10 protein-coding genes are annotated in these 12,582 nt (G+C 42.2%); 3 read left to right on the forward strand and 7 right to left on the reverse strand.

Translation table 11 applies throughout. The features are described 5' to 3' along the window. Window positions 1–308 precede the first annotated feature (308 nt). Together argR and ABZA00_RS01205 are read left to right on the forward strand one after the other, a co-directional pair. Window positions 309–761, forward strand: a complete 453-nt coding sequence (gene argR / locus ABZA00_RS01200; protein WP_372880312.1) for a transcriptional regulator ArgR — start codon at window positions 309–311, stop codon at window positions 759–761. Between the two features lie 357 nt (window positions 762–1,118). Continuing rightward, window positions 1,119–1,526, forward strand: a complete 408-nt coding sequence (locus ABZA00_RS01205; protein WP_372880313.1) for a type IV pilin protein — start codon at window positions 1,119–1,121, stop codon at window positions 1,524–1,526. A gap of 40 nt (window positions 1,527–1,566) precedes the next feature. Here the strand turns inward: ABZA00_RS01205 and ABZA00_RS01210 are convergent, their stop codons facing one another. Genes ABZA00_RS01210 through ABZA00_RS01230 form a run of 5 tightly spaced genes read right to left on the reverse strand, consistent with a single transcriptional unit; the run spans window position 1,567 to window position 8,972 of the window. Further along, window positions 1,567–3,492 (reverse strand): transglycosylase SLT domain-containing protein, encoded by a 1,926-nt coding sequence (locus ABZA00_RS01210; protein WP_372880314.1) that lies wholly within the window; start codon window positions 3,490–3,492, stop codon window positions 1,567–1,569. Between the two features lie 38 nt (window positions 3,493–3,530). Then, on the reverse strand, window positions 3,531–5,132 hold the full coding sequence (locus ABZA00_RS01215; RefSeq protein WP_372880315.1) for an ABC transporter ATP-binding protein: 1,602 nt from the start codon (window positions 5,130–5,132) through the stop codon (window positions 3,531–3,533). After that, the gene (locus ABZA00_RS01220) at window positions 5,129–6,151 is read right to left on the reverse strand and encodes an ABC transporter permease (RefSeq protein WP_372880325.1); all 1,023 of its coding nucleotides are present in this window, start codon (window positions 6,149–6,151) and stop codon (window positions 5,129–5,131) included. The genes ABZA00_RS01215 and ABZA00_RS01220 overlap by 4 nt, the downstream gene beginning before the upstream one ends. 29 nt (window positions 6,152–6,180) lie before the next feature. Beyond that, complete coding sequence (locus tag ABZA00_RS01225; protein WP_372880316.1) at window positions 6,181–7,257, reverse strand: microcin C ABC transporter permease YejB; 1,077 nt, start codon at window positions 7,255–7,257, stop codon at window positions 6,181–6,183. After that, window positions 7,257–8,972, reverse strand: a complete 1,716-nt coding sequence (locus ABZA00_RS01230; protein WP_372880317.1) for an extracellular solute-binding protein — start codon at window positions 8,970–8,972, stop codon at window positions 7,257–7,259. The genes ABZA00_RS01225 and ABZA00_RS01230 overlap by 1 nt, the downstream gene beginning before the upstream one ends. Before the next feature lie 415 nt (window positions 8,973–9,387). On the opposite strand from ABZA00_RS01230, the gene hpf reads away from it, so the two are divergent. Beyond that, window positions 9,388–9,798 carry a ribosome hibernation-promoting factor, HPF/YfiA family gene (gene hpf / locus ABZA00_RS01235; RefSeq protein ID WP_372880318.1) on the forward strand — a complete coding sequence of 137 codons (411 nt, stop codon included), beginning with the start codon at window positions 9,388–9,390 and terminating at the stop codon, window positions 9,796–9,798. A gap of 66 nt (window positions 9,799–9,864) precedes the next feature. Here the strand turns inward: hpf and tyrA are convergent, their stop codons facing one another. Next, on the reverse strand, window positions 9,865–10,992 hold the full coding sequence (tyrA, locus tag ABZA00_RS01240; RefSeq protein WP_372880319.1) for a bifunctional chorismate mutase/prephenate dehydrogenase: 1,128 nt from the start codon (window positions 10,990–10,992) through the stop codon (window positions 9,865–9,867). Between the two features lie 10 nt (window positions 10,993–11,002). Next, entirely contained in the window at window positions 11,003–12,070 is a 1,068-nt protein-coding gene (locus ABZA00_RS01245) for a 3-deoxy-7-phosphoheptulonate synthase (RefSeq protein ID WP_372880320.1), read from the reverse strand. Window positions 12,071–12,582 lie beyond the last annotated feature (512 nt).

The raw sequence follows: 12,582 nt of genomic DNA on the forward strand, positions 1-12,582 counted from the left end.
TTCTCCTGAGGAATTTTTGCGGAGGCTGAAATAGAAAAGGGAGAAAGCACCAACAACAGGGACAAAAAAAAGCGGGTAATAAGCATAGCATTCAATATCCGTTTATTAATAATAACAATAAGTTACTCTAGAAAACCTGAAAGAATCAGGGTGAGTGATAATAATACAACAAGCCTGAAATTAAATGGTATTTATTTAAAAATATAGTCAAAAATGAATATTCATGCACTTTTATTGCAGGTTTCTCTATTGATAAATGATTATTATTCATTATCATTGCCACCTTGAAACATTCAATAGAGTAAAAAATGAGCCAACAAACAGAATTAATAGACTTTTTCAAAGCGTTATTAAAAAAAGAACGTTTCAGCTCGCAGGGTGAGATAGTCGAAGCCCTACTTAATGCCGGCTTTCACAATATAAACCAGTCAAAAGTATCCCGTATGTTAAGCAAATCAGGCGCGGTGCGTACACGCAATGCCAAGCGGGAAATGGTATATTGTTTACCTGCAGAGCTGAGCATCCCAATCATCACCAGTCCGTTGAAAAATCTTGTCCTGGACATAGATCGTAATGATAGTTTAATTGTACTACGCACCAGTCCGGGTGCCGCCCAGTTAATCGCGCGCCTATTGGATTCAATCGGCAAAGCCGAGGGGATATTGGGAACAATCGCAGGTGACGATACGATATTTATCACCCCGACTAACTCCAAAAAAATCCAAGAAACCACGGGTATTATTAAAAAATTATTTAATTGAATAAGCTGAGACAATATCCAATTAATCAATGTTTGCAGATTGAAACTTTACAATAACTCATCTCTGCAAATTTTCCGTCTTTAGAAATGATTTTTACACTTGCTTTGTACAATAAACCACGTGTCACCAATCAATATTGAACAATGTTGCTGGTTAAAAGTAATGAAAACTGCATAGTTTTCAATCTAGATAGCCAGCGACAGAGACATTTTCCTCCTTGACGCTTTAACCCACCTGCTGCTCTGGTTTGTTAATCGCGGCACATATTTCACTCTTAAGCTTTTATAAATACCTGCCAGTTTGTTAATTGAGTCCTACACTGAACTGCAGTTCTTCTTTAAAGTGATGGAGCTTTTAATGGAAAAGAAGCAAGGATTTACATTAATCGAACTATTAATTGTGATAGCGATTATTGGCATATTAGCCGGCATTGCTTACCCGTCATACAAATCATATCTGCTGAAAACAAATCGGGGCGATGCAAAAGCGGAATTGACCAAAGCGCAGCTGATGCAATCCAGCCTGCATATTCTCAGTCCGACCTATTCGGCGCTAGAAGCTGATGTCGGTTTACCTGCTGATCATGATTATTACACTTTTACTATTGTATCAGCAGGCAGGACAACTTACGTAATGAAAGCCGTTGCTAAAGCAGGCACAATACAGGCGGATGATGTACTCCAATGTACAACCTTAGTAATTAATCAGGACAGTCAGCACTATCAAGACGACTCGGGCACCTTACCCAATGAACAATGCTGGTGAGGGAAGTCAGGACCTAAGCCCTGATCAGCTCCCTCTACTGCTAATAACGCGCATTAAGCTCTTCTTTATTAAAAAATTCACGAGGCTTATCTAAAATATGCTGGTAGATAACGTTATAAGCTAATACGTTTTGTACATAGTTACGGGTTTCCTTATAGGGAATCGTTTCAACCCAACTGTCCATTTTCAAGCCCTGAGCCGCTCTTCCTTCCTGACTGCCGCGCCAGCGGTCAACACGACTAGGGCCGGCATTATAGGCAGCGGTAGCGAGAATTCGGTTACCGTTATAACGTTTCAATAACATATCAAAATAGGCGGTCCCCAACGCTACATTAATCCCCCCCTCTTTCAGCTGCGCCTGATCCTTATACTCTTTCAGACCTATCATTTGTGCGGTGTCCTTCGCTGTACCGGGCATCAACTGCATATAACCTCGGGCACCGGCATGGGATCTCGCCGCCTCATCAAAGGCACTTTCCTGGCGGGCAATGGCATAAATATAAGTCGGCTCAATTTGATATTGCGTCGCCGTGTCTGAAAACAAGCTCGGCTGCACCTCAGGAAAACGGATATTCAACGCATCCCAGCTTTTAGTGTTAATACTGGCTAATACGGAAAGATGCGCCCAGCCTTTTTGATATGCGTATAAACCTAACTGCAGTTGCGTGTCTTTATCATTGTTATTGAGCAATGACTGCCATTCACGTTTCAAAAGAATATTACCTTTCTGGAAGACCAGTTCTTCGATATGCGCTAATTCGCCTTCCATCCCCTTCAGGCTGCCCGTATTGTCGCTGACTGGTTTGGCGTTGAGTTGATAATCCAGCCCCAGTTTCTGCACCGCTAAAAAGCTATAATAACTTCTTTCGTTAGCAATTTTCCGGTAGAGTTTATCTGCTTGTTTCTGCTGCAGTTTATTTTCTAATACACGCGCCTGCCAGTATACCCATTTGGTACTTTTCTGTAGTTGTGCAGGCAGCACCTTGAGCCAGTATTCTATGTCCTGCCAGTTATCTGATTTTATTGCGTAACGAATGCGTAGTTCAATTAAATCGCTATCTTTCAGAGAGATAAGATGCTGGTCTAACCACGGCAGCAGAGTTACTTCATTTTCTAATAAAATCCGTAGCGCAACATATTTTTTCAGCTGTAGAACTTCTGATTTGTTAAGGGGAATTTTATCTTGATAGCTGTTAAGCACAGATATCGCAGAATCAAGATCTGTTCTTGCCAGACGTTTAATACTGGTCAGTAAAAAAGGGAAACTGAGCTGTTTTCTCCTCTCGAATAGTTCACTGTTTGACAAGGCAGCAGGTTTTTTATGCAGAGCATATAACTGCGTCGCCAGGGCTTTATTTTCCCCCTCCATCCAGGTGATCAAATAACGCATCAATGAGCTTGAGTTTTTTTCAAAGGCTAATCTGAATCGCTGCCAAATCAGTTCCTGGGAGAACTTATTTTTTTCCCGGTAAACAGCAATGACATCATCACACGCATTTGCTAAAGAAAGCCCCGTTAACCAGGTTTTTTTAAACTCCGGCCAGACAGCTTCGGTCTTGTTCTGGCTGACTTTTGCCTGAAAATAATAACATTTAAGGTCACCGCTATTAGGCTGCTGCGGATAAAACTCCAAAAACTCCTGCCAGGCATTGTTTTTTGCTAAATAACGTAAATAATCCCGTTGTAAATCCAGAGAAACGCTGCGTGCCGGGTTATTATTGATAAAGGTCTGTACCTCAGCAGCCTTAGTGGTCGCGAAGTTTGCTTTCAGAGCCTGATACTCAAGCAGATAAGTTAGCGGGTAATCCGTCATTAATGCTGTGCGCTGTTTTGCCTCCTGCCATTTACCTTGTGCTTGTAAAACAGAAGCTTGCGAATAGAGTTCCCTTTGTCTCTCAAGGGTAGAAGCAAACACAGCTGTTGTTAAAGGGAGAAAAGCGCAGCACAAGAGCAATAATTTATTCATGAAAACACACTCCAAAAGGTAGCAGAGTGCCTATCTCATCATAAACGGGAGGATAATAATAGTGCCCTTGTGTATTCATTTTTCGCCTGCGTGAAGATCTCTTTTATGCTGCCCTGTTCAACAATGTCACCGCGGTGCATCACTACAACACGATGGCTAATCGCGCGAACAACCGACAAATCATGACTGATAAAAAGGTAACTCAACCCCAGCTCTTTCTGCAGTGATACTAATAAGGCTAAAATCTGTTTCTGAATACTGCGATCTAACGCCGACGTCGGCTCATCTAACACAATCAGTTGAGGTTTTAAAATCAATGCCCGCGCAATCGCTATCCGTTGCCGTTGCCCGCCGGAAAATTCATGTGGATAACGCACGGCACTTTCCTTTTCAAGACCGACCCGTTGTAAAACCTGTTCAACCTGAACATCAATTTCCGCAGTTGATAATGGTTTCTCACTCTGATGAACCCGTAAGCCTTCTGCAATAATATCGCGAACAGGCATACGCGGACTTAGACTGGCAAAAGGATCCTGAAAAACGATCTGAAGTTTTTTTCTTAGCTTTTGTAGGTCGCTATGTTTAATAGCATTGATTTTTTGGCCCAGGTAGACAACATCCCCGCTGCTTTTATTAAGCTGCAGAATAGCCTGCGCTAAGGTACTTTTACCGGAACCACTTTCCCCGACAATCGCCAGCGTTTCACCCTGATGAATCTGTAAACTGATATTATTAACCGCCTGTAAACTGCGGGTCGTCTTCCCCCAGAAGTTTTTTTTCAGCGGAAAACTGACACTGATATTGTCCGCGCTTAAAATCAGTTTGGGATCGACTAACTGACTCCTCTCACCGGAAGGCTCGGCATCCAGCAGTACTTTTGTGTAGGGATGCTTAGGGGCTGAAAACAGCTCATTTTTACTGCTGTGTTCGATGCTTTTCCCCTCGTGCATCACTAATACATAATCAGCAATATGCTTAACCACCTGCAGATCATGGGTAATAATCAGCACCGCCATATTCAAACGCTGTTGTAACTCTTTCAGCAAATCCAAAATCTGCTTTTGAATAGTCACATCCAGCGCGGTGGTCGGCTCATCAGCAATCAATAATTCCGGCTCGTTAGCTAATGCCATCGCAATCATGACACGCTGACGTTGCCCGCCGGAGAGCTCATGAGGGTAAGCCGTTAAGCGGGCTTCAGGTGAATCAATGCCCACCAGCTCCAATAGCTCGATAATTCTGGCGCGGCATGCTTTACCGGTTAAACCTTTATGGATTAATAAGGTTTCAGCAATCTGTTTCTGCACCGTATGCAGGGGATTTAATGAGGTCATCGGTTCCTGGAAAATCATCCCGACCTTATTACCGCGGATTGCTTCCAGCACGGCGGCATCTTCCCCGACTAACTGTTTGCCGCACAAGTGTATCTGCCCGCGAGGATGATGAGCATGCGGGTAAGGCAATAACTGCAGAATAGACAGGGCAACCAGTGATTTACCGGCACCGCTCTCCCCTACGATGGCTAATGTTTGCCCCTTATTCAACGAAAAACTGATCCCGCTGACAATCTCTTTATCAGCAAAACTAATGGCCAGATCCTGTATTTTCAGCAATTCATTATGACTGTTTGTTATGCTCACAAAGCTCTCCTCGGATCAAAAGCATCACGGGTCGCTTCTCCGATAAACACCAATAAAACTAAAATAGTGGACAGTGAAATAAACGCGGTAATGGCAAGCCAGGGTGCATGTAAATTATCTTTCCCCTGGGCAATCATCTCACCTAATGATGCAGAGCCGAGAGGCAAACCAAAGCCGAGAAAATCTAACGAGGTTAAAGTTGTCAAAGCGCCGGTAAACAGATAGGGCATAAAGGTTAATGTGGCAATCATAGCATTCGGTAAAATATGCTTAAACATGATTTTTTTATCACCCACTCCCAACGCCCGTGCTGCTTTAACATAATCTAAATGACGGCCGCGCAAAAACTCGGCGCGTACTACCCCCACCAGACTCGGCCAGCTAAACAGAATCATCAAGCCTAATAACCAGGCAAAGGTAGGCTCCACAAAACTGGCCAGAATAATCAGCATAAACAGCATCGGCAGCCCTTCCCAGATTTCCAAAAGGCGCTGCCCGAACAGATCAATTCGTCCGCCGTAATAGCCCTGAATTGCACCGGCAATAATACCAATCACTGAGCTCACCAGAGTTAAGGTTAAAGCAAAAACAACGGATATTCGGAATCCATAAACCAGGCGCGCCAATACATCCCTGCCCTGGTCATCGGTTCCCAGATAGTTAATATCATTCGGCGCTGACGGGGCTGGCTCGGTTAATTCAAAATTAATACTGTCAAAATAAAAAGGGATCAGCGGCCAGATAATCCATCCCTGTTTCTCAATTTGTTTGACCATATAGGGATCACTGAAATCGGTAGTAATATCAAAATCACCGCCTAATTGGTTTTCCGGTACGTCTTCAATAATAGGAAAATACCATTCCTGCTGATATGAAACCATAATCGGCTTATCGTTTATCCATAACTCACCCAGCAGGCTGGCCAGAAATAAAAGTAAAAATAGCCACAATGACCAGTAACCGCGTTTATTTCTTTTAAAGCGTAACCAGCGGTCGGCATTAACCGGATTGTTGCGCATCTCCTGCAGGGTACCTATTAAAGACATGATTAGCGCCCCTCAAAAGTAATACGTGGATCGATCAGGGTATAAGTGATATCACTGATCAGTTTTAACACCAGGCCGACCAAAGTGAAAATATACAGCGAGGCAAAAATCACCGGGTAGTCGCGATTGATAACCGATTCAAAACCTAATAAACCTAAGCCATCCAACGAGAAGATAACTTCGATTAACATTGAGCCCGTGAAAAAAATACCAATCAATGCTGCGGGTAATCCCGCCAGTACTAATAACATCGCATTTCTGAATACATGACCATATAAAACCCGCTTGTTAGAGCAACCTTTTGCCCGTGCGGTAACAACATATTGTTTATGAATTTCATCAAGAAAAGAGTTTTTAGTGAGCATGGTAAGGGTGGCAAAACTGCCCAGCACGGAGGCGAAAATAGGTAAGGCTAAATGCCAGAAATAATCTTTAATCTGGTTGAGTAGGCTTAATTCAGAGAAATTATCCGAGGTTAACCCGCGCAACGGAAACCAGTTATAATAAGAGCCGCCGGCGAACAGTACAATCAGCATAATGGCCACAATAAACGCGGGGATAGCATATGCTACGGTGACAATGGTACTGCTCCAGATATCAAAATAACTGCCGTGGGAGGTCGCTTTTTTAATCCCTAGCGGAATGGAAATAAGGTAAGCGAGCAGGGTTGTCCACAGCCCTAATGAAATTGAAACCGGCATTTTAGCAATAATCAAATCGGTGACTTTTTCATTACGGTAAAAGCTTTCACCAAAATCAAATTTAATATAACGCCAGAGCATTGAAAAATACCGTTCCAGCAGCGGTTTATCAAAGCCATAAAGCTTTTCCAGCGCCGCAATATACTCGGGATCTACCCCTTGGGAACCACGGTATTTACTTTCCCCGCCCTGTTTTATTTCACTGTTGGGCCCGGATGCGATGCGTGTGGTATTACCGCCATCTAACCCCTGATATTGGGCAATAGCCTGCTCAACGGGCCCGCCGGGGGCAATCTGCACAATAAAAAAATTAATCGTCATAATACCGATTAGGGTCGGAATAATAAGCAATAAACGCCTGAGGATATATTGATGCATTATTGTCTATCTTCCTTATTGTTTTCAGCTTCTGTTAACCACCAGGTGGACAACCCCAAATCATAGGTTGGCGCAATCTCCGGGTGAGAAAATTTATTCCAGTAAGCAATCCGATAGGCCGGCAGATACCATTGTGGAATAACAATATGCTGAGTTAGTAAAACCCTGTCTAACGCTCTGGTGGTTTGCACAAGCTCTTCCCGTGTTTCCGCCATAATTAACTTGTTGATCAGCAGATCAATCACCGGATGACAAATACCGGCCCAATTAGATGTGCCGGGCTCCATAACCCCATCACATCCCCAGTGACCAGCTTGCTCATTACCCGGTGAGATGGATTGCCCTTTACGCAATGATACCAGGTCAAAATCAAAATTATTAAGGCGGTTAATAAACTGGGAAACATCCACCAGCCGGATTGAGGTTTTTATACCGATCCGCTCCAGGTTGCGGCGAAATGGATGCACAACACGTTCAAAATCTTTGCTGTAGAGCAAAAACTCAAAACTCAATTGCTGACCATCCTTATCCTGCATTTTACTCTCTTTTAACTGATACCCGGCAAGCTCGAGTAAGCTTACCGCTTTTCTCATCTGCTCGCGAATATTGCCATCGGCATTACTTTTCGGAAAGGTTATAGGGTCAAAAACCGAGTCCGGCAGCTGCCCGGCGTAGGGCTGTAAAATGAGACGTTCCAGATCAGAAATTTCGCTTTGAGTGGCTAATTCAGAGCCGGAATAAAAGCTGTTAATACGTGAATAGGCACCATAAAAAAGGGTTTTATTGGCCCATTCAAAGTCAAATAATAAACTGATCGCTTCACGTACATGAGGATCTTTAAATTTCTCTTTGCGCAAATTAAACCAGAATCCCTGCATTCCCTGCGGATTTTTATCTGCGATTTTACTGGTGAGAATTTTACCTGAGGTAAAGTTATCGCCGACATAACCCGTTGCCCAGCGCTTCGAGGAGCTTTCCAAACGGTAATCAAAGGCCCCCGATTTAAACGCTTCAAAAGCAACACCATCATCGCGATAATAATCAAAAATCATGCTGTCAAAGTTGTCCTGACCTTTTCTGACCGCTAAATCTTTTGCCCAGTAATCTTTGACTCTTGCGTAAGTGATTCTTTTTCCGGCATCAAAACTCTCAACCTGATAAGGACCGGAGCCGAGAGGAATAGTTAAACTCGTTGTTGAAAAATCTTTATCAGACCAAAAATGTGCGGGAAGCACCGGAATTTGACCGATGATTAAAGGTAACTCGCGGTTACCGACCTCGTTAAAGTAAAAAGTAACCTGCTGATCATTATCAACCACTACCTCCTTCACCCCGGAATAGTACGAGCGATAATGTGGAGCCCCCTTTTCAATCAGTAACTCAAAACTAAACTTAACATCATCCGCCTGAATACTTTTACCATCATGGAAGCGGGCATTTTTATTGATCATAAAACTGACCGATGCAAAATCACTCGCCACTTTAACTTTCTCGGCAACCAACCCATAACCGGTGAAGGGTTCATCAAGGGATTGGGCAAGCAAGGTATCATAAATCAGACTGATTCCGCCGGCGGCGTTGCCTTTGACAATAAACGGATTTAAGGAGTCAAAGCTGCCAATCGCAGCCTGTTTAAACACACCGCCTTTAGGCGCATTTGCATTTACATATTGAAAATGAGAAAAATTTGGCGCATATTTAAAATCGCCATACATACTTAAGCCATGTTGCCAGGTATTGGCAAATAAATAACTGCAGCTGCTTAAATAGCAAAAAAACAAAAGACGTATAGACTTAAATATAGGGAAAGGCAACATATTATTGTTCAACTTTTGTTAAGTAAGAGGAGCCATAAAAATAAGATAACAAAAGAAAAAATGAAACGAAATCTTTTAATTGAAAAATAAAAGGAGAAGTGAAAGCACCGATGTTATCCATTTACAATGCCCTAACTTTTTTAGCACGACAAGTAATATTTGTATTTTTTTTAAGGAAAATAAACATAGTTCAAAGATCGATTTTCCTTAATATCAGAACCTGTTTAAATGTGATCTGAATCACTTTTAAGCCGTGCAAAAAAGCATAATCTATTTCCAAACACAATACGTGTCTAATAAAAAGGTGTCTTATATGAGAATTGAAATCACAAGTAAACAAATTGCTATCACTGACACAATGCGCACCAAAATAGAGGAACGATTCGAAAAACTAGAAAAAATGCAAATCCCGCTGATTACCCCACATTGCATAATCACAAAAGAGCCTAAAGGCGTAAAAATAGAAGCAACTATCGGGGTTCCTAACGGCAAAATTTTTGCCCATGCAGAGCATGATGATTTGTACACAGCAATCGGTCAACTATTTCAAAAGATAGAACGTCAGTTAAATAAATATATCCATAAGTCTGAAGCGACCCGCGCAAAAAATAATGGTAAGGATATGTGTCGTACAGGAGAAATATCAGGAGAGCCGATTGAAGAGCCAGAAATTGAAATTGAATCAGATGCTGAAATAAAATTAAATAAAGAGTTCGCAGCGTAAAACTGAGGAGATACAGGTAACATAAAAAAAGGAGGCTAAACGCCTCCTTTTTTACTACCCGAAAAATTATTTATCTTCGTAATGACGATTATCATGCGCTTGTTGTAACAGAGCACGACTTTCATTAAGGAATAAAGAAGAGTAATCCCCCATCCATTCGGTTACCGATTCAAAACGTTTAATAAACTCCGCCCGGTCAACATTTTCCAGCAGCTCTATCGCTTCAGTAAAATGCTTATGATAGCGTTTGATCATGGTCAGATTATTCTTTTGCGAAAGAATAATATCGGCATACAAAGCCGGATCCTGGGCAAACAGACGACCTACCATTGCCAGTTCCAGACGATATATTGGCGAACTTAAATCCAGCAGCTGTTTTAAATCCGCATTAACTTCTTTTAAATGGCTGCCGTATACGAAACTGGTGAAGTGTCGTAATGCCTGAATTAGCGTCATCGACTGATCGTGCACCTTAGCGTCCACATTATAAAGGTGCGCCCCCCAGATCTTCATCTGCTCAATTAACCATTGATACTTATCTTCACCCCGGCCATCACAATAAACAATAACCTGCTTGGCAAAACTGCTGATATCAGGGCCAAACATCGGATGTAAACCAACCACCGGACCTTTATGTACCTTAAGCATCGCTTCTAATGGTGCATCTTTGATACTGGTTATATCAGCCAGAATACAATCATCAGGCAGATAGGTGAGTTGCTCTATCACTGAAACCGTCACGTCGATTGGCGACCCGACAATAACCAGACCAGCATGACTGCATATCTCTTTTGCCTGATCCCAGTTAGCGCGGCCCAAAATATCAACTTCATAGCCGGATAACTTGAACATTTCTACAAAACGCTGACCTAATAAACCGTTGCCGCCGATGATGACGATTCTTTTCATCTTTGGATTGACCGTTTTAAAGCCGGTATCATTTTCACTTGCGTAGGATTCACGCATGGTGCGGCGCAGAATATCTTCGATCAGGTTGGCCGGCACACCTTTAGACTGTGCTTCGGCGCGACGTTTGGCAAGCATTGCAGCTTCACGTTCAGGAACGTAAATAGGCAAGCCATGTTTTGCTTTAACCTCACCAACTTCACCAACCAAACGTAAACGCTCAGCAAGCAGATCAATTATCTTCTGATCAACTGCATCAATTTGATCTCGTAATTTACTTAAAGGCATAGCACCCTTCTTATCTTGTGGTTAACGAATCTTTTAATAAATCAACAGCTTCAGCAAGAAGTTGACTCGTTGTTTCCCAGTCAATACAGGCATCAGTCACGGATACACCATATTTCAGGTTCTCTTTAGGTAATGCAACGGCTTGATTACCTTCGTTAATATTACTTTCCAGCATAATACCGATAATAGACTTGTTGCCTTCGATAACCTGATGGAACACATCTTTTGCCACTAAAGGCTGCAGGGCATGATTTTTATTGGAGTTTTCATGGCTACAGTCGACAATTAAAATCTCTTCCATTTTGGCCTTCTGCAGCGCCCCTTCTGCTAATGATACATTTAAAGAATCATAGTTTGGCTTACCGCCGCCGCCGCGTAAAATTACATGGCCATCCTGATTACCCGATGTCTGCAGTAAAGCACTTTGACCTGACTGGTTGATACCCATAAAACGGTGCGGAGAAGAAGCTGACTGCATCGCATTTACCGCGGTGGATAAACTGCCGTCTGTACCATTTTTAAAACCAACCGGCATTGATAAACCACTTGCCATCTCCCGGTGAGTTTGTGACTCGGTGGTACGCGCGCCGATAGCGGCCCAGCTGAACAAATCACCTAAATATTGCGGGCTGATCGGATCCAGCGCTTCGGTTGCGATCGGTAAACCTAACTCAGAGATCCATAACAGCAGTTCACGCGCCTGCTTTAAGCCCGTTTCAATATCAAATGAATCATCCATATGCGGGTCATTAATTAAACCTTTCCAGCCAACCGTAGTACGCGGTTTTTCGAAATAGACGCGCATCACGATATAGAGCGTATCTTTATATAATTCATGCAGGGCTTTTAAGCGGGTAGCGTACTCTTTCGCTGCTTCGATATCATGAATAGAACAAGGTCCGCAAATTACTAAAAAACGCGGATCTTTTTTATGCACGATATTAGACACTATTTGACGTGATTCAGTTATAAACTGCTCAACACTGTCTGAAGCGGGTAATAAATTTTTTAATTCTGTCGGAGTGATTAACACAGTTTCTGATTGTATATGAATATTTTCATTTTGAGTTGCAGTCATTCTCTTCTCGCTGATATTTGATAATTGAAAGTATCATATCATAGCAACAAAATAGATCATGCGATTAACAGCTGAAATAATTACCTCATTGCAACTCCATAGGCTAATTCAGAGCCAGGCTCAGGCAGCAGAACAAGGCGTAAGATCACATTCACTATTTATGAAGAAATTATCGGATTCATTCCCTATTTTTTATTCACCATCAGCCACTCTTTCACCTCTTCAAATATCCCCCTAAATTTCACTCTGTCTGCCGTCTGATAAACACATAGAAGCATAATAATACCAATTCCGTTAATTAGATGATCTATTTAGGCGTAGGAAAAATGGATGAAAGCAAGGCATTGATTGCAGTAACCAGTTGTTCTAATTAGTTCTCATCCAGAAACGTTAACATACTGAAATATATAAAAAAACAGGCAAAAAAGAAGGAAAACTCCGGTAGATTTACTATAATTAATAGTGCTAACCAATTGATTACATTAAAAAAACCGGAGTTTGGAATGCGCGAA

The organism is Psychromonas sp., assembly GCF_041586535.1.
In the GTDB taxonomy this organism is placed as follows: domain Bacteria; phylum Pseudomonadota; class Gammaproteobacteria; order Enterobacterales; family Psychromonadaceae; genus Psychromonas.